We start from the raw sequence: 25,495 nt of genomic DNA, 5'->3' as shown, positions 1-25,495 counted from the left end.
AACTAAGATTTAGTTATAAGTTTTTTTATTTGTTTAAATTATCCTTTACGATTACGGTCGTCACGGTCTCGTCTGCTAAATCCACCACTGTTTCCTCAACTAGAATCACCACGGTCAGAACGTGGTCTAAAGTTTCCACGATCAGAAGAATTTCTATCCCCTTGTGTTCTTGCTCCACGTTCAGCAAAACGTTTTTCACGTTCTTCTGTGATTTTTACAAGTGTTGTTAAACTTGCATTAATAGTAATTACTGTTTCTTTTAAAACTTTAATTTCTTCTAATAATGCTTCGATTGTTTGATTGTTTTCCATTAACAATGCCTCTTCTTTCTGGCGCCTAATTGATAAATCTGATAATAATATCTGATATAATGAGATTAATAAGCACTTAATTAAGTATAGCATTAAAATTAAAATTGTATAGTATATAGTCATATATTTTATAGTTAAAAATAATTATTATTATGATAACTATTATTTTTTATTAAATATCTAGTAAATAATATTATTAAAATTAGTTTTTTATTTTACTAAAGTAATACTTTTAAATTTAAAAGTACGTATACCTTGAAAATCAATTAAATTTTCAATATCAATAGCAGTGATAATAAAATGATATGTAGTGTTTTTAATTTTATATGTAAAATCATATTTTAAATTAATTGTTTCAATATTATTGATGGTAGTTTTAGTCATAGTAATATTAGAAGTATTACCTATTTTTTTATTAATGCCGGTTGTGTTATCAGCATCAAAATAAACTTCATAGTTATCTTTAATTCATTGATTATTATTAGCAGTAATAATATTTTTAATTCCTAATTTATGACTTTCATCAGTAGTACCAAGTAATAAATTTAAAATATTATTTAGTTGACTGTGTGGTTCAAGCATAGTTTTTTGTAAAATATCCAGTATTGAACCTTGAGTAAAAGTTGGATATTCTGGATCATCTTTATTAATGTGCCCACCTAATGATTTATATAATTCTTCGACATCGGTTGCTGTTACATCACTTTTATTAATTATGTTTTTTAGAGTAACAATAGTATCATTTTTAAAAATTATTAAGAGACCAGTAGTATTATTAAATAAAAAATTCTCTAAATCTTGTAAATCAATATTAATACCTTCATTACCTGGATATTGTTCTGAAATTTTGGTAATTAGATCAGTAATGCTATCAATAGTATTTTTAACACTATCTGTATTAATTGCTTTAATAATGGTATCAATTAAGTCATCAGGTTTATACATTTCATCACCAATCAGTCCTCCTAAAGTTAAATTTACCGGTAAAGAAGTTGGTTTTGGTATTGTTAAATTAAGTTTAAGATCATAAAGAAATGTATCAAAACCACGAGTTTCTGCTGTAGTTTTACCAAATACGGTTAGAAGTATTTGTTTTAATTTTTCTGGTTGGCTAATTAAAGATTTTATAGTATTAATAATATCAAGTAAATTATAGCTACCAGCACTTGGCTTTGATGGATAACCATTACCAATTGTTAAGTTTTTAACACCTTCAGTAATATCTGGCATATCTAATATTCATTTTTTAATAACAGGAATAATTGTTTCAATAATTGTTAAGATATAAAGTGGGTTAGTTAAAAGATAGGGAAGGTATCTTTCTATATCAGCAAAAAAACCTTTATCATCAAAATGAACTTTTATGTTACCTGTATCCAGTCAACTTCCATTAAGTGTTATATGTTCTGAAAGAACGCCACCTAAATATCGTGGACTTTTACCATCTTTACCAAAAATTTTATTGTCTTCACTCATTTTTCAAAACAAGTAATTAATTAAAGTGCCACCATGATATAAATCATAATCTTGTTTTGACTTTCAATCACTTACTTTGTGACCAGGAAGTTGACCTAAAGTTGGACTTATTTTTCATCTTTCTCCATTATTTCAAGCGCTATAAGGTTGACCACTATCATCTTTTCAATTATTCATAAATTTAATTAATATTTCTTCATCAGTGGGTGTAGAAGTTTGTTGATCAGATCAACTGCCATTGACTAAATTACCAAATATTCTAGTTAGCGGATTTAAAAAATTAGGACCATAGTTATTAATTAAATTAGCAACTAATTGTAATCCAGCTGGTAAAGTGCTTAAGTCACCTTGTAATGATTTTAAAAAACTAGAAATGGGGTCCATACCAGCACCTACAACTATATTTTCTAATTGTGGGTTAGCCATAATTGATATAGTTCTAATATAATCAAGTGATGAAAAAATATCATTAACTTGTTTTTTACTATTGATGGTTTTAGTTAATTCACCTGTTCCAGAAGCTTTAAAAAAATTATCAGGATCAAAATTATTTACATCAATTTTTCCATTTTCCCCTCAACTTGTTTGTAAATCACCTCAATTATCTAAACTAGTATTTTTAGTTAAATTATTAATACTATTATTTTTAATTTTTCCCATAATATCATCATTAGTACTACTAGTATCAGCACTTAACTCTTTTGACATAACCATACTTTTAATTAAAGCAGAAGTTTGGTCAGCAAAACTTTTAGCGATACTATTAGTTACACGGTTAACATAAAAATTAAAGGTACAAGCTGATAGAGGTAAAATAGTGGCACTTGCTATTAAGATAATTCCTAACTTGGTAAATACTTTTTTCATAGCAGTTCTCCTTAAATAAAGTGTTATTTTTGTCAATTTTATTTTACTAAAATTTAATACATTTAACTCTGAAAATAATTAAATTCATTTCTTACAAATTGTATCATTAGTTATTTTAATTTTAAAATTTATTTAAATAAACAATTTAAATATGGTAATATATCAAACAGAGAAAAATTAAACATTATAAAAACTATCTATTATTTATTTTAAAATTATCCTATATATTAATTTTGTATAAGTGTGATATTATTAATCCATATGTGAACTTAATAATTAAAATTAAATGTAAAATTTTAATTTCAGGAATTAGGGAGAACTGTAATGGCAAGGTTAAATAAACGCGAAAAAGCGAATAATAAAAAAATGGTGTCTACTAATAAAAAAACAAAAAAAAGTTTATTTAAGAATGTGTTACTATTAAAGCAGACTTTAGTTGCTACATGAAAAAGTAAATTACAATTAGTTATTTTATTATTACTTACTGCTTTTGCAACTTCGTTGGTTACTGGAAGTTGAATTTCGTACGTTAGAATGATTGAAGGAAGCAATCAATTAGGATTAAATGATCTTAAGTTTGATGCTGTTTTACCTTATTCACCAGTGTCGCAAGGTATTAAACAAATTGCTAATCAAGCTTTTAGTTTAAAGTTAGGTCGATTTTATGTTCAAGATGGAACTAATAGTAAAAGTATTAAAGCTCTTTATTTTGATGATACAAAAATAGGGACAGATCAAGAAATCCTACCAATCACTAAAGATAACTTAACTATTGATTATACTCGTGATAATATAGGTAATATTACTGGGTTTAATAATATAAGATGAACAAACCCAGATAATCCTTTAATTTTTAATTTGAATAATAATAATGTTAAAGCAAGCATCTATGGTCAATTATTATTAAAGTCAAAAAATGCTGCTAATGAGAATTTAAAAAACCATTTTAAAACAGCAGCAGATGATTTATATCGTGATGTTTTTTTAAAAAAAACAGCACCCAATATTCTTCAATCTATTAATACTTTTATTAAGGAATGGATTACAAAACATTCAACAGATCCGATATTAAAGGAGACTGATAATGATAAAGTTACCACTTGAATTTTAGAAAATAAAATAAATTTTAGATCTTCTTCTAATGATGCTACTATTCCTGATAGTGTTAATTTACAAGATCAAACAGAAAGAAATGAACTTTTTATTAAAGTAGTTAAGGAAACTGAACCTGATCCAAGATTAGATAATGATTATGGTATGAATGGTCAATGAATGAGAATTTATCGTAATTTTTCTGCAACAGAATCAGATAGTAACATTTATACTAATTTTACTAATACTTCTATTGGTTATCATTCACCTTTTAACTATAATATGATTAGTGATGGCACTGAAAGAGACGCTTTTTCTTCATATTTAATTCGTGCGGTTGCAGCATTACAAATGCGTGATTTATATGTTCGTAATCAATTTACTGCCAGTGCTGGAGTAATTAATAATACTCAAATTAATACTAAAATTATTGATATTGGTTTACCTAATGCTTTAAATCATACTAATCTAAAAGTATTTGAAGGTGTTGCACCAACAAGTAAAAATGAAATAGTTATTACGCCACAATATGCAAGAAAAAATAAAAGTAATAAAGCGTATAAACCAGGCGATCATATTAATATTAATGGTACTGACTTTATTGTTAGTGGTATTGGTGGTGATGCTTATGATATTTATCCAACGATTAGTGACTTAGATCCAATTCCCAATACAAGAACTGAATTTATTGCTTATGTTACACCTTCAGAATGAAATGATGGAAATTGATATAAGACAGCAGATAAAACTGATAATACTTTAATGTATTTTACAAAATGAAATAATATTCCTAAAAATAGTATTCATGAATTTGATGTTGATTTATTTAATGATTTTTTTCAAAAAACAATATTTAGTGATAATGGTGTTAGTGATTTAAATCAATATGATTATAATAAGTATTTAGTTGAGAAATATGGTAATACAGTTCCAATACCACAATCGTCTTCTACATACCTTATTAATCCAAATCCTGTAGTTACAAGTAGTAATAGTCAGTTTTCGCTTTATAATAGTAAAGAAAAGATATTTAATTCAGCAATAATTGGATTTTTATTTGCAGCAATAGCAGGAGTATTATTTTTACTAACGGTTATTATTTTTATTACTACTTTAATTGTTAAAAAAGCAATCCAACATGGACAAGTTTCAATGGGTATTTTAAAATCAATAGGTTATAAAACATGACAAATTACGATTTCTTATTTGGCATATCCATTATTAACACTATTAATTGCAATTCCAATTGGCTGAATTGTTGGTCTTGTAATTCAGGTATATTTAACTGAGATTTTTAATACTTTATTTGTTTTACCATATAATGTTTTTAACTTTGATGTTGTTCCATTATTTATTTCAATTGTTTTAATTATTGGTTTTATTTCAATTGTTACTTTATTAACTGCCTTTCGTCTTTTAAAACGTGATCCTTTATTTTTAATTAAAAAAGATAGTGATTTAGCTTTAGGTGTTCCTAAAAATAGAACTAGCAAGTTTTTACAAAATAATTTTCGTCTTCGCTTTTTATTATCGTTATCAAAAACTAGTTGAAAAAAAATTTTAGTTACTTCAGGAGTTATTACTTTAGCTTCACTTTCAATTGTAGCAACAACACTAGTTCCTGCCACTATTAATAGTTTAAAAGTTAATTATTTCAAAACTCAAAAATATAAAAATTATTATGAGTATCAAACACCAATGCCGAATATGCCAATGAGTAAATATGGATTATATTCATGAGATTTTTTTAATCGACCAAGCGGTGAGAAATATTATCCAACTTATGGTGCTATGCCTTGACCTGAAGATAAAATTGTTTATGATGAGAAAAAGGCACGTGTTGGATGATATAATCCATTATTGTTTAAAAAAGAAAAATTAACTAATAATTTTGCTGATATTTTTATTTTTGATTTATCTTTTCCTGAATCTGAAAGAGCAGAGTTTATAAAAAAAATGTCCTCTTATTATCAAGAACAATCAACAGGGACATTAGATCTTAATGATTTAGTTTGATCATATAGTTGATTAGGTGGCAAAGATTTTAGTAATCAGTTAATAACTGATTTAAGTAAAGAAGATAATACACCATCAAAAATATTTTCATATAATATTGTTAATTTTGCAAGTGGCCAATTACCTAATATTTTGCAAGTTCCCAATCCTGGAGTGCCACCTGGTCCAGAGGCAATTAAAGAAATTTTAAAGCAAGTATTACCAGGCTTTGTTCGTCAGAGTATTGATAGTTTGCCAAGACCTAATATTAAAGAAGATCCTTATGATTATTTTAGTATTGGTCATAATACTATTGCTTTTAATCCAAAAACTACTAATAATGGTGATATTAATGGACCAGATGAAGAATTAGTAACACAGTTTAAAGTTGGTGTTGATGAAAGTACAAAAATTGCTAAAAAAGAACTAATGGATGTTATTGGTATTAATCCCAATACTGCGATGTTGGTATTAAAAAATGATGAAGTTAAAGCTTTAAAATATAATGCTAATGCTAATGCTATTCCAATGGTTATCAATCGTGCTTTTCAATCTAAATTTGGATTAGATGTTGGTTCACAATTTAGTGGTGTACCACAAGTTAATACTCTATGTTATAAAAATATTGATGGTAAAAGTATTCCTTTACCAAAAGAAAATTGATATTACGGTGAAACACCACCAACAGATTCTTATACTACAAATGGTGGCATTTGATCAAAAAGTGGAACAAAATGAAATTATCGTGGTGATCAAAAAATAAAATTATCTGATAATAGTAAAGAATATAGTGATATCCACGGCACTAGGTATAATGGTATGTATGATGAAAAAGGACAACCAATTATAAATAATGAACCTAGTACTTGAAATAATGTTAATGATATTTGATTAAAATTGCCTTCTGATATTGATCATCATGCTATAAAGGGTAAAATTCCAACAGCTGATAATGCTAAAACTATTGATTTTGATTTATCACGTATTTCCTATTCAACAGGTGAATGAATTAGACCTTTTTCATATGATTTGGTAAAGCCATATAATGGATTTGATCCTAAAGATCCATTAAGTATTTTATTAAACCGTCCAGCAGAATGATTTATGGGAATGGTTAATAATAATATTTTAACTAAAGAAAATAATATTAATGCTGATAGTTTACAAGCAGATATTAAAAATAACATGCCAACATGATGAAAAAATATTACGGGTAATGATAATCCACTTCATACATATCAAGTTGTGGGAATTCAAGATTCTTATGATACTCCTAAAGCCTATGTTGATCAAAAATGAGCTAATGAAATTATGGGTTATAGTTATATTGATGATAATCCTTATTATTCAGGAACGGATGTATTTCAATGATTTAATGGTAAGTTAAGTGCTAATGCTAATGTTTTTGATTTAATTGGAAGAATGAGTTTTAAATCAAATTTAGATGATTATACTATTTATGCAACCACTAGTTTAAGTGGTAATCAAAATATACCAATGGTCAAAAAAAATTATTTATTATTAAGACAACAAGCAATGCTTACTAAAATGTCAGATATTGCTTTCAGTGCTAGTGCTTTATTTATTGTGACAACGATTATTTGTTCAATATTAATTGTTATTATGATTACTGATTTATTTACCGATCAATTTCGTCGTTTTATGGCTCATATGAAAGCAGAAGGATATACTAATTGAGAAATTAATTCTTTTACTTTAGGTATTTTTACACCTTGAGCATTACTTGGTTATATTGTAGGATTTACCCTAGGTTTCCTTGCAATTTATGGTTTAATTTCTATTCTTACTAGTTTTGTTGGTGTGGCTTTACCATTTACAATAACATGATGAATATTACCAGTAAGTTTTACCATAATTGGTGGTATATATATATCAACATTTATTATCAATAATCATGAATTAAATAAAATGAATTTAATTGAATTATTAAAATCTGATGAATAAAATAAAGTTCACTAAAGAATGTTTGGTAAATTTAAATATTTAAATTTACCAAATTAATAGTCAAATATGTATACTTTATTTGAAAACTAAATATAGTTTTTAACTCATTACTTTATTTTAAAGTAAATGGGTTTTTTATTTTGAAAGGAGAAAAAAAGAATTTTGAAAGATGAATCATTAATTTCTAATTATTATGATATATTAAATGTATTACCAACAGCATCAGTAGCAGAAATTAAAAAAAAATTCAAACAGACTGCTCTAAAAACTCACCCAGATAAAAATAATAATCCTCAATCAAAACTTAAAATGCAAGAATTGAATGAAGCAAAAAGAATATTAACGGATGAAAACTTAAGAAAAGTTTTTGATCAAAAACTTTTTATTTACTTTTTACAAAATGGTAATAATAAGGAAGTTATTTATTTTCTTACTAATAAAATAAATAATTTAAATATAAATGAAAAAGATAATTCTGGTAATACTCCTTTACATTATGCATGTTTTCATAATTTTTTAGAAGCTGCAGATCTATTAATTAAATATGGCGTTAATATAAATGCCAAAAATAATAGAGATAATACTCCTTTACATTATGCTATAATGGGTAATGCTGATTTAAAATTTATTAATTTATTAATTGATAAAGGTGCTAATTTTATTGAGAAAGATAAAATGGGTAATGATAGTTTATCTTTTGCCAAAGATTTTTCAAAAGATAAGAAAGTTTCTAAATTTTTTTTTAAAAAAATGAAAAAATTAAGAATAAAACAAAATCAACAAATCTTATTAAATATAACTAAAAGAATTACTAATATTGAAAGAGAAATTACCAATATTGAAAGAGATATTGCACATTTTGAACAGAAAAAAATAAATTCACTATTAAATTATATTATTATTATTTTTACTTTTGGTTGTGTTAATAAGAACAAAGATATAAATAAGGATATTTTAATTAAGACTGATCAACTTAAAAATTTATTATTAGAAAAAGAAATTGTTAATAATGAGAAACATGTATTTAAAGAAAAAATAAACCTATTAAATTTTAATAAAACTAAAAAAATAAATGCAATGGATTTACAAAATCAACCTTCAACAAGTGGATATAACCCATCAAATTCATCATGTATTTAATAAAACAAGTTAAAAGATTGCAAAAGCAATCTTTTATTTTTAGCTAAAATCAAGAAAAAATGATTGATATTTTTTGGATTTATTATTAAATTAAAATATGCTAAATTGTAAAGGTAAGTGCAACTAAATTATTTTTCTATCCAAATATTCGATTGGTGAAAGATAATTTAATATTTTTCTCGGTCTTTGATTTAAAGACAATATAAATTTATGAACTTCATTTTTATTAGTTTTTGAAAAAATAAATTTTTTAGGAAATTTTTCTCTAATTAAACCATTAGTATTTTCATTAGTACCTCTTTGTCAAGGTGAATATGGATTGGCAAAATAAATTTTTACATCTAAATTTTTTTCAAGTTGTTGTCAATTTGAAAATTCTTTGCCACGATCAAAAGTAATAGTTTTAACAATGTTTTTAGGAAGAATTGATAAATAATAACTGACATTTTTATTAATAACTTTAGTAGTTCTGTTTTTAACTAATATTGCTAAAGTAAATCGTGATACTCTTTCAACTAAAGTTATTAAACATGATTTGCTTTTGCCTCTTGATGATACTATAGTATCTCCTTCTCAATGACCAAGTGTTATACGATCATTAACATTTATATCTCGTTCTTTAATTGATTTACCATTAAACTTGCCACGATTTTCTTTAGATTTTCGTTTTTTACCTTTTCTTCTTAAATTTTTACTAGTAACTTTATCAAGCATTCCAAAATAAATTCAAGTATAAATTGTTTTAAAACTAATAACTCACTCTTTATGAAAATTTTTAATTCTGCCATAAATTTGTTCAGGTGATCAACCTAATAGTAATTTTTGTTGTACATATTTTACTAAATTCTTATTTTTAAACTTATGAAAACTAATATGTGATTGTTTTCGATTTTCAGCTTTATTTTGTGCAATTAATGAAAAATAATGATTATTATCTTTATTTCTATTAATTTCTCGAATAATAGTACTAATACTTCGATTAAGATTTTTAGCTATTTCACTAATTTTAAATTTAAATTTCAATTGATTCTCAATATAAATCCTTTCATCTATGCCAAGATGTTTATAACTCATATAAAAACTCCTTACTTTTTTCTAAACTAAATTTAGCATTATGAAATTTTTATATGAGAATTTTTTGCAATTTTATTTACTTGCACTTACAAGTATAATTCAGCATATAATAAATTACTTATTAAATAAAACTTTTAAATCGTACTATTAATATTTTAATAAAATTAAAGTATTAATGTCATAAATAACTAGTTATTTATTGGTATAATAAACAATGTAGGTGAAAATATGGCATTTTTTAAAAATTTAAAGACAAAATTATTTGGTCAAAAGACAACTAAATATGATCAGGGCCTTAAAAAGTCAAGAACATTATTTGCATCTAAAATTAAAGCATTAGCAGCGCGTTATCATCAACTTGATGAACAATATTTTGAAGAATTAACTGAAGTATTAATTTTAGCAGATGTTGGATACAAAATGGCAGAAACTATTACTGATGAAATTCGTCATGAAGCTAAAATCCAAAAATTAACAAAACCAAAAGATATTAATGATATTATTATTGATAAAATGTTTGTTATTTATACTGATGGTCAGTTGGTTTCTACAAGATTAAATTTTAGTAGTAATAATATTTCGTTATTTTTAGTTGTTGGTGTTAATGGTAATGGTAAGACAACATCAGCAGCTAAATTAGCAGCTAAATTAAAAACACAAGGTAAAAAACCAATTCTAGTTGCTGCTGATACTTTTCGTGCTGGTGCAGTTGAACAATTGCAAATTTGAGCAGAAAGAATTGGTATTCCTTGTTATTTAGGAACACCAAAGCAAGATCCAGCTAGTGTTGTTTATGCTGGAATTGAAGCAGCTAAATCTGAAGGTTGTGATGTTATTATTGTTGATACAGCAGGGAGATTAGAAAATAAAGTTAATTTGATGCAGGAGTTAAAAAAGATTAATAAAATTATTACTCAGAAATTAGGACATGAAGCTAATGAAACATTGTTAGTAATTGATGGTACAACTGGACAAAATGGTATTAATCAAGCGCAAGAATTTATGAAAATTGTTTCTTTGACTGGCATTATTTTAACAAAAATGGATGGCACTGCTAAAGGTGGCATTATTCTTGCTATTAAGGAAGAATTAGATATTCCTGTTAAATTAATGGGTTTTGGTGAAGGTATTAATGACTTGGAAGAGTTTAATTTAGATAAGTATATTTTTAGTTTAACAAGTAATTTGTTTGTGGAGTATGAAAATGAATAGTTTAGAAAAACAAGTTTTATATTATAGTTTATTTGCTTTTTATAATACATTATTAACAGCAAAACAAAAACAATATTTTACAAATTACTTTATTGAGAATTTATCTTTACAAGAAATCGCTGATTTACAAAAAGTATCACGAACGGCTGTTCATGATAGTCTACAAAAAGTTATTATTTTATTAAATAAATATGAAAGTAAGTTGCATCTTTATGAAAAATATAAACAACGACAAGTAATATATGAAAAATATACGGAAAAGTATAATTTTATTAAAGTTTTACAAGAAATTGATAAAATAGAATAAAGTAGGTGGAAATTAATGAAGATTTTAATAATTGGTGATATTTACAGTATTGTTGGTAGACAAATGGTTAAATATTGAATTCCTAAAATAAAAAAGGAATATGAAAATCAATTTAATATTGATTTAGTAGTTGCGAATGGTGAAAATACTACTCATGGTAAATCATTATGTAAAAAACACTATGATGAATTAAAAAATGCTGGTATTGATATTATTACTACCGGTAATCATATTTTTGGTCATCCTGATGTTGCTAAGTATATTAATACAACTCCCGATTTATTGCGTCCTTTAAATTATAATCCTTATCATCCAGGTAATGGTACAATTTTAGTTAAAGTTGGTAATAAAAAAGTACGTGTAACAAACTTAATTGGTCGTACTTTCATGGATAAATCTGATAATCCTTATTTTGCTCTTGAACAACTTATTACGATTGATAAACAAAATAGTGAAGAAAAAAGTGACATTCATATTATTGATTTTCATGCTGAAGCAACAGCGGAAAAGTTATCTTTTGCTTGAAATTTTGATGGTCAAGTTACTTGTGTGGTAGGAACTCATACTCATGTTCAAACAGCAGATAATCGTTTATTACCAAAAGGTACTGCTTTTATTAGTGATGTTGGAATGACAGGTCCGTTTTATTCTATTATTGGTGCTAAAGCTGAAGAAGTTATTATTCGTGATAAAAAAAGTATGCCGGCAAAATTTAGTCCAGCTGATGGTGAAGGTCAATTTTCAGCTGTTTTATTAACTATTAATGATGAGACAAATAAAGCACAAAAAATTGAACGTATTTTTATTCATCCACAAGCACCTAATTTTAAAATTTACAAATAATTACAAATATAGGAAGGGACTAACTTTAACATGATATGAAACAATGCTAATTTTTTTACTGATAAAAATGGTTTATATTCGATTTTAATTGGGATTAGTATATTAATTATTTTAATAATTTTAAGAATTTTATTAATGGCAAAAATTAAAGATAATGTTCATGTACAACAAGCTGCTGAAATACGAGAAAAGGTAATTATTTTACGTGATGGTTATGAAGTAAAATTATTTAAGCAAATGGTTGATAAAAGTACAGTCATTATTATTGGTGCTCATGGCTTGCAAGGTCAAAAAGATGATTTTAAATTATTAAGTTCTTTTTGTAAAAAATCACAACTATCTTTAATTACTTATGATCGAAGAGGTAATGGTAAAAATGGACAAGATTGAAAATTTAAATCATTAGGTACTGATATTAATGATTTAAAAGATATAATAAGTGCAGTAAAATCTAAATATCCTAATCAAAAAATTATTATTTTTGGTGAATCATTAGGCGCAGCTATTGCTAGTCATGCTGTTAAAAATAATTCACAAGTATCAGCATTAATTATTAGTAATTTAGTAACTAAAAAAAATCTTTATCAATTTTCATTAAGTTTTATTATTTGTTTTTGTTTTGCTTTTATTTTTAATTCTAATATTCAAATGCCAATCTATGTTGAAAATCAAGATATTTCTAGTAATAATGCTCATATTACTAATATAAATCAAAGATATAGTAATCGTCAAAATTGATCATTACGTTTTTTACTACAATTTAAAAAAATTAATAAAAAAAGTATAATGGAAATTAGTAATTCAAAACTTCCAACGTTAATCTTGCAAAGTGCTGATGATGTATTTAGTGATTTTCATCAACTTAAAATTAATAAAAAATATTGGAAGAAACATCATAGTTATGTTTTTATTTTTGATGGTAAACATGCTTTAATTAATGAACCTAATATTAAAGATATATTTGATAATGAAATTATGCCATGAATTACAAAAAAAATTTTACTTGAGAAAGGTTAAAAAATATGAAATTAATACCTAATATTACCCATCCTCTTTTTACTAGTGAGTCTGTTGCTCCTGGTCATCCTGATAAGATTTGTGATCAAATTGCTGATGCAATTTTAGATGCTTTTTTAAAACAAGATCCACATGCCAAAGTAGCATGTGAGGTTTTTATTACTACAAATTTTGTTTTAATTGGTGGTGAAGTTCATAGTCATGCTCAAGTTGATTATCAAGCAATTGCGCGAAAAGTTATTACTGAAATTGGTTATATAAATGATGAAATTGGATTTAATGGTTTTACTTGTGAAATTAAAGTGTTAATTCATGAACAATCACCTGATATTTTACAAGGTGTTGAATTAAAAAATCATCAAATTGGTGCTGGTGATCAAGGAATAATGTTTGGTTATGCATGTCAGCAAACATCAGAATATATGCCATTAGCAATTGTTTTAGCACATGAATTAATTAAACGAGCTACAAAATTACGAAAGGAAAAAAAATTTAAGTATGCACTTCTTGATATGAAAGCGCAAGTTACTATTGATCAAGAAGACCCTAAAAATTTAAAAATACATACTATTTTAATGAGCATTCAACATCAAGCAAATTATGATGAAAAACAATTTAAAACATTTATTCATAAAGAAATTATGCAATATATTGCTAATAAATATCATTTAAATCTTGATTTTAAATATTTAATTAATCCAACTGGTAAATTTGTAATTGGTGGACCTGCTGGTGATACTGGTTTAACAGGAAGAAAATTAATGGTTGATACTTATGGTGGAGCTGCTTGTCATGGCGGGGGAGCTTTTTCAGGAAAAGATCCCACTAAAGTTGATAGAACGGGTGCTTATTATGCTAGGTATATTGTTAAAAATATTGTTGCTGCTAACTTAGCAAAGATTTGTGAAGTACAATTAGCTTATGCAATTGGAACTCCTGAACCAATTGCAATATTTGTTAATACTCATCAAACTATTATTTCCGGTTTAACAGAGGCAAAATTAACAGAAATAATTTATCAAGTCTTTGATTGTTCTGCTAGTGCTATGATTGATAAATTAGAGTTATTTAAACAAAATTATCAACAATTATCAACTTATGGTCATTTTGGTAGAAATGATTTACAATTACCTTGAGAGAAATTAGATAAAGTTAGTTTATTGAAAACTTATTTATCAAAAAAATAAGATGGGGAGAGATATTTTATGTTTTTAGAAGTAATAGCTACATCTTTAAAAGATATAGAAAAAATTAATAATTCTTTAGCTAATCAAGTTGAACTTTGTACTGCTATGGAATTTGGTGGTTATACTCCAAATTATGAATTGATTGCTGAAGCATGTAAAATTTCATTGAAACCAGTAATGGTTATGGTTAGAAATAATAATGGTTTTAATATTACTGATAATGATTTTAAAATCTTTAAAAGAGATATTGAATTTATTAAAACAACTCATGCATCAGGTATTGTTTGTGGTATTTTAACTAAAGATAATAATATTGATGTTGAAAGAATGAGTGAAATTATTAAATTAGCAAAGCCTTTAAAAATAACTTTTCATCGTGCTTTTGATGAAATTTTTAATAAAAAACAAGCTTTAGAACAGTTAGTAAAATTAGGTGTTACTACAGTTTTAACTTCTGGTGGTCAAGATAATATTGTAAATAATATTAATAAATTTAAAGAATTAAAGAAATTAAATTTACCAATAAAAATTCTTGCTGGTGGTGGAGTTAATTTAGAAAATGTTAATGTTTTATTAAAAAATGGTATTAATGATATTCACGTTGGAAAATGTGTGCACGAAGATAATAATTTTAATAATCCTATTAATTATCAATTAATTAATAATATTAAAAATATGGCATAAATAATAAAAAGTTTTATAATAGATAAGATTAAACATTTAACAAGGTTACTGTTCTTTTAATACAAAAGAACAGTAACCTTTATTGATGGTTTATTATTATAATTAGTTGCATTGATTTCATTTTTATTAGATTCTAAAGAACATTGTTTTGTTAAAATTTTTTCTACTTTTGTATATTTTTGTTTTTGTGCTCTTATTAAAGCAGTTTCACTACGTAAATTTATTTGATTAATATCAGCACCATTGGCTATTAATAAATCAACTACATTTAAATGGCCATTTTTAGCGGCCTTTGTTAAAGCAGTATTGCCAAATTTTGTTTTATGATTAACATTAGCACCGTTTGTTATTAAAAGATTAACTATTTCTGTGTGACCTTGTTCAGCAGCTAGTGTTAAAGCAGTATGATCACCATTGATTTCATTTTTATGATTAACATTAGCACCGTTTGTTATTAAAAGATTAACTATTTCTGTGTGACCTTGTTCAGCAGCTAATAATAAAGCTGTATCATCATTTTTGTTTATATAATTAATGTTAGTACCATTTGTTATTAAAAGATTAACTATTTTTATGTAACCTTTTTTGGTAGCTAATAATAAAGGCGTATCATAATCTTTATTTATATAATTAACATTAGCACCGTTTGTTATTAAAATTTTAACTATATTTTCATGACCTTGTTCAATAGAAAGTGTTAAAGCAGTATCTTTTGTGTTATTTGCTGAATTATACTTGTAAGTGCAAGTAAATAAAATTGCAAAAAATTCTCATATAAAAATTTCATAATGCTAAATTTAGTTTAGAAAAAAGTAAGGAGTTTTTATATGAGGGGACGGTAACAAAAACGGAGGATATAATTACTTTTTAAACATTTCTTTTAAATTATAGACAAGAAATAACTGTAATTATATGCAATTGTAAATAAATCTTACTACTAAATTAAATGAATTTCAATTAAAATACAAATATTAAAAAAATGAAAAATAAAATTAATATTTATACACAACAAAAATTCTTATTAACTTTTAATTTAATAAGTTTTTAAAATTTTAATAAAAAAATAAATTAAATTATGTTTTTAAATTTATTTGATTACATTTAAAAATAACCATTTTAATATAAATATTTATGTTATAAGTTCTATTACCAAGCATTTCTTTTAAAATATGTCAAATATTACCTTCTGTAAAACAACCTATATTTCACTTTGCACCTTGATTTTCAATACCTTGTTTATTATTTTTAAAATATTGTTTTTTTAATTTTTTATGGTTTTTTAATATTTCATTCATATATTTTATTAACTCATCATATTGACCATTTTCAATAAAATTTCTACAAGTATTATATTCGTTTCAATATTTTCCTTTATTTCCAGCGATTATTCCAACATATAATTTTTTAACTAAATGGAATTTATCTAAAACAAAATTTGCACCTAAATAATCAGCAACTTCTTTAATTCATCCTGCACTATCTCCACAAATAATAATTTTTGCTTGGTCAAAATTTTCAAAAAATCTATTTCCTTGTTCTTTGATAAATTCAGCAGTTTTTTTAACACCAATTGCTGTTTTTGTTGGTCTTATTATTACATCTGCTCTTTTATTAACTAATTTATGATTAACATTATCTGTACAAAATAATACTAAACGCATTGAATATTTACCAGAATTGCGTTTAAATTTTCAAAATTTTCGATGTCCATCATCAATACTAATATAAATAAATTGATTTGGTTCTAATTTTATTTTAGGAACATCTAATTTATTAACTTGATATTCTTGAAATAATCTACTAATACTTGTTGTACTAAATTTTGTTTGCTTCATAGTATGTAAAATATCAACATATCTTTTTCCATCAGCAAAATGTTCAATAACATTATTTTTGATATCCTGACAAGTTATTTTATATGCTAAATTGTAAAGGTAAGTGCAACTAAATTATTTTTCTATCCAAATATTCGATTGGTGAAAGATAATTTAATATTTTTCTCGGTCTTTGATTTAAAGACAATATAAATTTATGAACTTCATTTTTATTAGTTTTTAAAAAAATAAATTTTTTAGGAAATTTTTCTCTAATTAAACCATTAGTATTTTCATTAGTACCTCTTTGTCAAGGTGAATATGGATTGGCAAAATAAATTTTTACATTTAAATTTTTTTCAAGTTGTTGTCAATTTGAAAATTCTTTGCCACGATCAAAAGTAATAGTTTTAACAATGTTTTTAGGAAGAATTGATAAATAATAACTGACATTTTTATTAATAACTTTAGTAGTTCTGTTTTTAACTAATATTGCTAAAGTAAATCGTGATACTCTTTCAACTAAAGTTATTAAACATGATTTGCTTTTGCCTCTTGATGATACTATAGTATCTCCTTCTCAATGACCAAGTGTTATACGATCATTAACATTTATATCTCGTTCTTTAATTGATTTACCATTAAACTTGCCACAATTTTCTTTAGATTTTCGTTTTTTACCTTTTCTTCTTAAATTTTTACTAGTAACTTTATCAAGCATTCCAAAATAAATTCAAGTATAAATTGTTTTAAAACTAATAACTCACTCTTTTTATGAAAATTTTTAATTCTGCCATAAATTTGTTCAGGTGATCAACCTAATAGTAATTTTTGTTGTACATATTTTACTAAATTCTTATTTTTAAACTTATGAAAACTAATATGTGATTGTTTTCGATTTTCAGCTTTATTTTGTGCAATTAATGAAAAATAATGATTATTATCTTTATTTCTATTAATTTCTCGAATAATAGTACTAATACTTCGATTAAGATTTTTAGCTATTTCACTAATTTTAAATTTAAATTTCAATTGATTCTCAATATAAATCCTTTCATCTATGCCAAGATGTTTATAACTCATATAAAAACTCCTTACTTTTTTCTAAACTAAATTTAGCATTATGAAATTTTTATATGAGAATTTTTTGCAATTTTATTTACTTGCACTTACAAGTATAATTCAGCATATAAAAAAGAAAAGAAATTTTTTAAAAAATAACTTAATTTACAAGTATTTTTGCATATTAAAGTTATATTGTAAAATATTTGGTTTTCATATATTATTAATTCAAAATCTTTATTGGTTTTTAAATTAACTTATTATTTTTAAGCGAGGTAAAAAATGAAAAACTTAGTAAAATTATTATCGATCTTAACAATATCAACACCAATACCATTATCAGTTGTTGCTTGTGATAATAACACAACACAAAAAACAGAATTAAAAGATAAAATTACTAAACTAACAACAAATATTACTGTAGATGTTAATAAAAGTAATAAAAAATTAGATACATTAATAAATAATACAATAGAAGTTAAAAACTTAAATCCAAAGTTAGGTAACCCTGTAATTAAATATTTTAGTGATAAAGAAGCTAAAAATGATATAACTGCTAAATTACAAAAAGTTGGTGATTTATATATAGTTATTACTAGCAATAGTAATGATTTGAATTATCAAGGTTCAACAGCATCAATTAAAATAAATATAAAAGAACAATCTGATAAAACTGATTTAAGTACTATTATTCAATTAACTGGTTTAGACATTATTGCTAATCCAAGTAAAAGTTATAAAGAATTAATTAGTAATATAAATAATTTTGATGAATTTAAGTCAACACCATTAGCTGCTGGTTATCAACTTTAATTTTATAACGAAAATAATGAAGAAATAACAAACAATAAACAAGAACTTGAAAAAGTATCTAAAATAGTTGTCAAAATAAGTAGTAATTCAAATGATCCAAATTATCAAGGTTCAACAATGATTGATATAACTAAACAAACAATTATTTCAGATATTGATATGCAAAATTATTTTGCAAAGACAACTTTGCCATTCGCTTCATGAGCACCAGCAACTTCAACTAAAGAAACAATGAATAAACAAGAAGCAGTAACAGATGTTATAAATAAATTAAAAAAATTACAAAAAAATTCAGAATTAGCTGTTAAAGTTTTATTAAAAGGTATGTATAAAGAAAAAATTGATTTTAATAAGCTTAGAAATGAAAATGAAATTTATGATAAAAATGAAAAGCCAGTACCTAATGATTGATTTAAAGATAAAGAATCAGATAAAGAAGCAAATGTATTGATTTTTTATGGTAATACAGAAACTGGTTATTTTTATCCTATAAAAATAAATATAAATTAATTTATTAAAATTTATGATAAAAAATAAACTCTCTTTTAATTAAAAGAGAGTTTGGTAATGTTTAGTAATCTGTGTAACTTACAAAAATAACTATGTTTAATTAATTCTAGTAAATATTAGAATGCAGTTACAAGAGTTATATCATGGTGCTGATATTAGTGAAAGTGTTATTAGTCAAATTACTGATGATGTGATTGATGATGTCAAAGCATGACAAAATAGACCATTAGAAGGCATTTATCCCATTGTTTATTTTGATTGTATAGTAGTTAAAGTACGACAAGATAAACGCATTATTAACAAATCAGTTTATATAGCTTTAGGTGTTGATTTAGAAGGTAAAAAAGATGTTTTAGGTTTATGAATTAGTGAAAATGAAGGCGCTAAATTTTGATTAGCAAATTTCACAGAAATGAAAAATCATGGCTTAAATGATATTCTTATTGCTTGTAGTGACAACTTAACAGGCATGTCAGAAGCAATACAATCAGTTTATCCTAAAACTGAACATCAATTATGTATAGTTCATCAAATCAGAAATAGTTTAAAATATGTTTCATACAAACATCGAAAATCACTAGTTACAGATTTAAAGCCAATTTATAATGCATGTAGTGAAGAACAAGCAATGCAAGCTTTAGAATCATTTGAAAATAAATGAAATAAACACTATCCTCAAATTGCTAAATCTTGATATAAAAATTGAGATAATTTAATGATTTTTATTAGTTATCCTCCAGAAATCAAAAGAGTGATTTATACTACAAATTCTATTGAATCTGTTAATAGTCAATTACGAAAAGTCATCAGAAATAAAAAAGTTTTTCCAAATGATATGGCAGTTTTCAAAATATTTTACTTAGCAATTGAAAATATAACAAAAAAATGAACAATGCCCATTCAAAATTGAAATACAGCAATTGCTCATTTTATGATAAAATTTGAAGACAGAATTAATCTGAACTAGTACTTTGCAAAACAAAGAAACACAGATTACTAAAAAGCCTCGAGAGTTTTTATTATTTAAACTTTTTTATTTTTTTCTTTTAAATTTTGATGTTTATAGAACATTCTATTTTCAATACTTGCAATACGAGCAGTTGATTCACCAACATTAATATTAACCAATGCTTCATCAATTGCATAGATCTTTGAATCTAAGTTATCTAAATGATGTAAAATTTCAGCTTCTATTGTTTTTGGTAAGACAGGTGAACCATATTCATATTTACCATGACTAGCTAATATTAGATGCTGTAATAAAACTACGATTTCTTCGTCTAAGTTAATATTTAATTCCTTACAAGCAAGTGTAACTTGCATTGCACCTAATGAAATATGACCAATTATTTTACCTGATAGTGTATATGAACTAATAGGATTATTATTTAATTCAACCATTTTTCCATAATCATGCATAATGATTCCTGCATATAATAGTTCACTATTAATATTACGATCATTATAAAGTGCTACTACTTGTTTTGCCATTCTTAACATTGTTACTGAGTGTCATAATAAACCGCTTTGAACAGCATGATGCATTTTAACTGCTGCTGGTCACTTTTTATAATCATCAATATTTTTTTTATTAAAACATTGGATTAATACTTTTTTTAAAATTGGATTTTTAAATTCCTTTATTGTTTGACTAATTTCAGTTCATGCTTCAATAATATTAATTGGTGCTTGTGTAAGTAATAAATCATAATATTCACTAGGATTAGTAATAATAGTTCAATTATTAATTTTTAGTTGTATTTCATTATTATAATTAATGCTATTTGCTTCAATTTTAATTACTTGTCCTATTGTTAATTGTTCAATAGTTTCTTTGCTTACGTCTCAAATTCTTGCTGAAATTGTCCCAGTTTTATCTTGTAATTGTAAGTTTAAATAATTAGTATTGTTAGAAGCAACACCTTGAATTACTCGATTAATAATTACTACCAAACTTAAAACATTATTAGGTTTAATATCTTTAATTACAGTCATTTTTTAGTTCCTTTCTATCATTTTATATCTTTGATATTTAGATATTTGATAGCTAATTCTTCATACATTTTTCTCATTTTTAATTGTGCATCATTAATGGTTTTATCAACACAAACAAAATAGAATTTATTTTTTGGCTCAGTTCCACTAGGTCTAACAGCAAATCATGAACCATCACTGAAGTAAAATTTTAGTAAATTTTGCGATGGCATTCCATGTAAACCAGTTTGATAATCTTCAACTTTAATTGTTTTAATATTATTAAGTGTTGGTATTTTACTAGTTCTTAATGTTTCTAACATATTATTAATAGTATTTTGTCCTGTTTTGCCTTTTAAAATAAGATTAACAGTATAACAGTAATAATATCCAAATTTTTGATAAATATTTTCTAAAACATCAACTAATGTTTTTTGTGACTTTTGATAATATCAAGCCGCTTCTGCTGCTACTATTGCTGATTGAATACCATCTTTGTCACGAGTAATATCTTTAATAACATAACCATATGCTTCTTCAAAACCAAAAACAAAGTTAATGTTACGTTCTTTTTCTTTTAGCATTTCTGCACCAATTCATTTAAAACCAGTTAATGTTTTAATAACTTGACATCCATATGATTTAGCAATCATATCAGATAAATTTGAAGTAACAAATGTATTGTACATAACAGGATTTTTTGGCATTGTTTTATTAAGTTGATAATGGCTTAATAAATATTCTAATAAAATTGGTGCTGTTTCATTACCTGTTAATAATACATAATCATTATTATGTTTTACAGCAATACCAATGCGATCAGCATCAGGATCATTTAAAATAATTAATGGTGCATCATGTTTTTTAGCATGTTTAATTGCTAAATCAAATGTTGGTTTTACTTCGGGATTGGGCGACACTACACCTTTAAAATCAGGATCATAGTTAGCTTGCTCTGTTACTAAAATAATTTCATAACCGCATTGTTCTAAAATTGGTTTAACTCATTCACGACTAGTACCGTGTAGATTAGAAAATACAATTTTAAAGTTACGATTTTTAACTTGTGGATAAAACTGTAAATTTTTAATATCGTCACGATAATTATCTTCTACTGTTGAAGGCACTTCTTTAATTAGGTTAGTATCATAATCGAATGTTAATTGAAAATCATCAGGCAATTGTTCCATTTTATTGCTAATTATATTGGTAACATTAGGAAGAAATTGACAGCCATATTGATCATAAATTTTATAACCATTATATTCAGGAGGATTATGACTGGCTGTAATAACAATTCCAGCAAGAGCATTAACTTTTCTAATACTATATGAAAGTACTGGTGTTGGTCTTAAATCATTATTTTTAAATAAAAAAACAGGAATTTTATGTTTAGCTAAAGTTTTTGCTGTTAACATTGTAAATTCTGCTGAAAAGTGACGATTATCATGAGCAATAATAACACCACGAAGTAAGTCTTTTTCAGAAAAGGCAGATTTTAAATATTGAATAAATGCGACAGTTGCCTTCATAATAATAATTTCATTAATTCTGCCGGTACCAACTCCAGTAATACCACGCATGCCAGCTGTACCAAATTCTAAAGTTGTAGTAAAAGCATCTTCAATTTCACTTTTAGACATTGTAGTTAATTGTTTTTTTAAGTGTTGTGGTAAGTTTTGCTTTTTTCAAATCTCATATGTTTTTAGTACATTCATTATTATTTCTCCTTTATAATAAAAAAATAAGTTTATAGGTAAATCATACTATAAAATAAGAAGAAAATAAATTTTAGTAGTTAATCTAAACATAAACTTTGAATTAAATAATAAAAGCTAAATTGTAAAGGTAAGTGCAACTAAATTATTTTTCTATCCAAATATTCGATTGGTGAAAGATAATTTAATATTTTTCTCGGTCTTTGATTTAAAGACAATATAAATTTATGAACTTCATTTTTATTAGTTTTTGAAAAAATAAATTTTTTAGGAAATTTTTCTCTAATTAAACCATTAGTATTTTCATTAGTACCTCTTTGTCAAGGTGAATATGGATTGGCAAAATAAATTTTTACATCTAAATTTTTTTCAAGTTGTTGTCAATTTGAAAATTCTTTGCCACGATCAAAAGTAATAGTTTTAACAATGTTTTTAGGAAGAATTGATAAATAATAACTGACATTTTTATTAATAACTTTAGTAGTTCTGTTTTTAACTAATATTGCTAAAGTAAATCGTGATACTCTTTCAACTAAAGTTATTAAACATGATTTGCTTTTGCCTCTTGATGATACTATAGTATCTCCTTCTCAATGACCAAGTGTTATACGATCATTAACATTTATATCTCGTTCTTTAATTGATTTACCATTAAACTTGCCACGATTTTCTTTAGATTTTCGTTTTTTACCTTTTCTTCTTAAATTTTTACTAGTAACTTTATCAAGCATTCCAAAATAAATTCAAGTATAAATTGTTTTAAAACTAATAACTCACTCTTTATGAAAATTTTTAATTCTGCCATAAATTTGTTCAGGTGATCAACCTAATAGTAATTTTTGTTGTACATATTTTACTAAATTCTTATTTTTAAACTTATGAAAACTAATATGTGATTGTTTTCAATTTTCAGCTTTATTTTGTGCAATTAATGAAAAATAATGATTATTATCTTTATTTCTATTAATTTCTCGAATAATAGTACTAATACTTCGATTAAGATTTTTAGCTATTTCACTAATTTTAAATTTAAATTTCAATTGATTCTCAATATAAATCCTTTCATCTATGCCAAGATGTTTATAACTCATATAAAAACTACTTACTTTTTTCTAAACTAAATTTAGCATTATGAAATTTTTATATGAGAATTTTTTGCAATTTTATTTACTTGCACTTACAAGTATAATTCAGCTATTTCTGATGACTTTTCGTAATTGACTATTAACAGATTCAATAGAATTTGTAGTATAAATCACTCTTTTGATTTCTGGAGGATAACTAATAAAAATCATTAAATTATCTCAATTTTTATATCAAGATTTAGCAATTTGAGGATAGTGTTTATTTCATTTACTTTCAAATGATTCTAAAGCTTGCATTGCTTGTTCTTCACTACATGCATTATAAATTGGCTTTAAATCTGTAACTAGTGATTTTCGATGTTTGTATGAAACATATTTTAAACTATTTCTGATTTGATGAACTATACATAATTGATGTTCAGTTTTAGGATAAACTGATTGTATTGCTTCTGACATGCCTGTTAAGTTGTCACTACAAGCAATAAGAATATCATTTAAGCCACGATTTTTCATTTCTGTGAAATTTGCTAATCAAAATTTAGCGCCTTCATTTTCACTAATTCATAAATTTAAAACATCTTTTTTACCTTCTAAATCAACACCTAAAGCTATATAAACTGATTTGTTAATAATGCGTTTATCTTGTCGTACTTTAACTACTATACAATCAAAATAAATAATGGGATAAATGCCTTCTAATGGTCTATTTTGTCATGCTTTGACATCATCAATCACATCATCAGTAATTTGACTAATAACACTTTCACTAATATCAGCACCATGATATAACTCTTGTAACTGCATTCTAATATCTGATAATGTCATACCTTTTGCATATAAGGAAAGAACTTGTTGATCAAAACCATCAAATCTTCTCTGTCTTTTTGGCACTATTACAGGAGTAAAATTACTATTACGATCTCGTGGTACATCAATCTCAATTTTACCTTGTTGAGTTATTAATTTTTTTGAACTTATACCATTACGAGCATTGTCACTATTACTATGTTGATTTTTTTCATATCCTAAATAATTTTGCATTTCAGAATTCAAGATTTTTTCAACTAAACGTTTTGTTAATTCTTTATATAAACCCCCTTCTTTAAAAACTGTTGTTAAATCTTCAGTATTTTCTAATAATAAATCTACTGCTTTTGATATTGGATCATTATTATTAAAGTTATCTTTTTTAGCCATCTGTAACTCACTCTTTCTAGTCATTTAATTATATTTACTAGAATTAATTAAACATAGTTATTTTTGTAAGTTACACAGATTACTAAACATTACCAAAATTCTTTTTATAAAAGATTATTTTTGTGAATACTTAACTATATAAAATTTTAAAT

Annotated in this window: 20 protein-coding genes and 2 pseudogenes; 11 read left to right on the top strand and 11 right to left on the bottom strand. The window is 24.8% G+C overall.

What is annotated here, in order from left to right; genetic code table 4:
- Positions 1-38 precede the first annotated feature (38 nt).
- Complete coding sequence (locus AACK95_RS06075; protein WP_174480642.1) at positions 39-311, bottom strand: hypothetical protein; 273 nt, start codon at positions 309-311, stop codon at positions 39-41.
- Between the two features lie 210 nt (positions 312-521).
- Positions 522-2,654 carry a hypothetical protein gene (locus tag AACK95_RS06070; protein WP_338979977.1) on the bottom strand — a complete coding sequence of 711 codons (2,133 nt, stop codon included), beginning with the start codon at positions 2,652-2,654 and terminating at the stop codon, positions 522-524.
- A gap of 324 nt (positions 2,655-2,978) precedes the next feature.
- Here AACK95_RS06070 and AACK95_RS06065 point away from each other — a divergent pair, with 324 nt between their 5' ends.
- Together AACK95_RS06065 and AACK95_RS06060 are read left to right on the top strand one after the other, a co-directional pair.
- The gene (locus AACK95_RS06065) at positions 2,979-7,706 is read left to right on the top strand and encodes an ABC transporter permease (RefSeq protein ID WP_338979975.1); all 4,728 of its coding nucleotides are present in this window, start codon (positions 2,979-2,981) and stop codon (positions 7,704-7,706) included.
- 162 nt (positions 7,707-7,868) lie between these two features.
- Entirely contained in the window at positions 7,869-8,846 is a 978-nt protein-coding gene (locus AACK95_RS06060; protein WP_338979973.1) for an ankyrin repeat domain-containing protein, read from the top strand.
- A 123-nt stretch (positions 8,847-8,969) separates the two neighbouring features.
- Here the strand turns inward: AACK95_RS06060 and AACK95_RS06055 are convergent, their stop codons facing one another.
- The gene (locus tag AACK95_RS06055; protein ID WP_338979395.1) at positions 8,970-9,920 is read right to left on the bottom strand and encodes an IS30 family transposase; all 951 of its coding nucleotides are present in this window, start codon (positions 9,918-9,920) and stop codon (positions 8,970-8,972) included.
- A 228-nt stretch (positions 9,921-10,148) separates the two neighbouring features.
- On the opposite strand from AACK95_RS06055, the gene ftsY reads away from it, so the two are divergent.
- Genes ftsY through AACK95_RS06025 form a run of 6 tightly spaced genes read left to right on the top strand, consistent with a single transcriptional unit; the run spans position 10,149 to position 15,170 of the window.
- Complete coding sequence (gene ftsY, locus AACK95_RS06050; RefSeq protein ID WP_338979971.1) at positions 10,149-11,132, top strand: signal recognition particle-docking protein FtsY; 984 nt, start codon at positions 10,149-10,151, stop codon at positions 11,130-11,132.
- On the top strand, positions 11,125-11,439 hold the full coding sequence (gene ylxM, locus AACK95_RS06045) for a YlxM family DNA-binding protein (protein ID WP_174481096.1): 315 nt from the start codon (positions 11,125-11,127) through the stop codon (positions 11,437-11,439). Before ftsY ends, ylxM begins: the two co-directional genes overlap by 8 nt.
- A gap of 15 nt (positions 11,440-11,454) precedes the next feature.
- A complete protein-coding gene (locus tag AACK95_RS06040) occupies positions 11,455-12,282 on the top strand; it encodes a TIGR00282 family metallophosphoesterase (RefSeq protein ID WP_338979969.1) in 828 nt (275 codons plus the stop codon).
- A 30-nt stretch (positions 12,283-12,312) separates the two neighbouring features.
- Positions 12,313-13,299: an alpha/beta fold hydrolase gene (locus AACK95_RS06035; RefSeq protein WP_338979967.1), complete on the top strand. Its 987-nt coding sequence runs from the start codon at positions 12,313-12,315 to the stop codon at positions 13,297-13,299.
- A gap of 11 nt (positions 13,300-13,310) precedes the next feature.
- Positions 13,311-14,486: a methionine adenosyltransferase gene (gene metK / locus AACK95_RS06030; RefSeq protein ID WP_422397174.1), complete on the top strand. Its 1,176-nt coding sequence runs from the start codon at positions 13,311-13,313 to the stop codon at positions 14,484-14,486.
- An 18-nt stretch (positions 14,487-14,504) separates the two neighbouring features.
- Positions 14,505-15,170 carry a copper homeostasis protein CutC gene (locus AACK95_RS06025; RefSeq protein ID WP_338979964.1) on the top strand — a complete coding sequence of 222 codons (666 nt, stop codon included), beginning with the start codon at positions 14,505-14,507 and terminating at the stop codon, positions 15,168-15,170.
- A 56-nt stretch (positions 15,171-15,226) separates the two neighbouring features.
- Here AACK95_RS06025 and AACK95_RS07180 read toward each other — a convergent pair whose 3' ends face one another.
- From AACK95_RS07180 to AACK95_RS06005, 4 genes are all read right to left on the bottom strand, one after another.
- Positions 15,227-15,871: an ankyrin repeat domain-containing protein gene (locus AACK95_RS07180; RefSeq protein WP_422397173.1), complete on the bottom strand. Its 645-nt coding sequence runs from the start codon at positions 15,869-15,871 to the stop codon at positions 15,227-15,229.
- A 372-nt stretch (positions 15,872-16,243) separates the two neighbouring features.
- Positions 16,244-17,095 carry an Mbov_0401 family ICE element transposase-like protein gene (locus AACK95_RS06015; protein WP_422397172.1) on the bottom strand — a complete coding sequence of 284 codons (852 nt, stop codon included), beginning with the start codon at positions 17,093-17,095 and terminating at the stop codon, positions 16,244-16,246.
- 19 nt (positions 17,096-17,114) lie between these two features.
- Positions 17,115-17,705 carry an IS30 family transposase gene (locus AACK95_RS06010; protein ID WP_338979961.1) on the bottom strand — a complete coding sequence of 197 codons (591 nt, stop codon included), beginning with the start codon at positions 17,703-17,705 and terminating at the stop codon, positions 17,115-17,117.
- On the bottom strand, positions 17,675-18,067 hold the full coding sequence (locus AACK95_RS06005) for a helix-turn-helix domain-containing protein (protein ID WP_338979960.1): 393 nt from the start codon (positions 18,065-18,067) through the stop codon (positions 17,675-17,677). Before AACK95_RS06005 ends, AACK95_RS06010 begins: the two co-directional genes overlap by 31 nt.
- 261 nt (positions 18,068-18,328) lie before the next feature.
- Here AACK95_RS06005 and AACK95_RS06000 point away from each other — a divergent pair, with 261 nt between their 5' ends.
- From AACK95_RS06000 to AACK95_RS05990, 3 genes and pseudogenes are all read left to right on the top strand, one after another.
- Entirely contained in the window at positions 18,329-18,859 is a 531-nt protein-coding gene (locus tag AACK95_RS06000) for a hypothetical protein (RefSeq protein WP_338979959.1), read from the top strand.
- Positions 18,860-18,976: 117 nt separating this feature from the next.
- Entirely contained in the window at positions 18,977-19,369 is a 393-nt protein-coding gene (locus tag AACK95_RS05995; protein ID WP_338979957.1) for a hypothetical protein, read from the top strand.
- Between the two features lie 112 nt (positions 19,370-19,481).
- Positions 19,482-20,336: pseudogene (locus tag AACK95_RS05990) on the top strand (IS256 family transposase); the annotation flags it as partial.
- Positions 20,337-20,392: 56 nt separating this feature from the next.
- Here AACK95_RS05990 and AACK95_RS05985 read toward each other — a convergent pair.
- The 4 genes and pseudogenes from AACK95_RS05985 to AACK95_RS05970 form a co-directional block, all read right to left on the bottom strand.
- Positions 20,393-21,364: a 3'-5' exoribonuclease YhaM family protein gene (locus AACK95_RS05985; protein ID WP_338979953.1), complete on the bottom strand. Its 972-nt coding sequence runs from the start codon at positions 21,362-21,364 to the stop codon at positions 20,393-20,395.
- A 14-nt stretch (positions 21,365-21,378) separates the two neighbouring features.
- Positions 21,379-23,061, bottom strand: a complete 1,683-nt coding sequence (locus tag AACK95_RS05980) for a phospho-sugar mutase (protein WP_338979952.1) — start codon at positions 23,059-23,061, stop codon at positions 21,379-21,381.
- Between the two features lie 140 nt (positions 23,062-23,201).
- Positions 23,202-24,152, bottom strand: a complete 951-nt coding sequence (locus AACK95_RS05975) for an IS30 family transposase (RefSeq protein WP_338979951.1) — start codon at positions 24,150-24,152, stop codon at positions 23,202-23,204.
- Positions 24,153-24,257: 105 nt separating this feature from the next.
- A pseudogene (locus tag AACK95_RS05970) lies at positions 24,258-25,343 on the bottom strand (IS256 family transposase); the annotation flags it as partial.
- Positions 25,344-25,495 lie beyond the last annotated feature (152 nt).

Source organism: Spiroplasma endosymbiont of Lasioglossum malachurum (assembly GCF_964020065.1).
In the GTDB taxonomy this organism is placed as follows: domain Bacteria; phylum Bacillota_I; class Bacilli_A; order Mycoplasmatales; family VBWQ01; genus Spiroplasma_E.
Note: the sequence above shows the minus strand (reverse complement) of the source record. Positions and strands in the feature narration are given on the sequence as shown.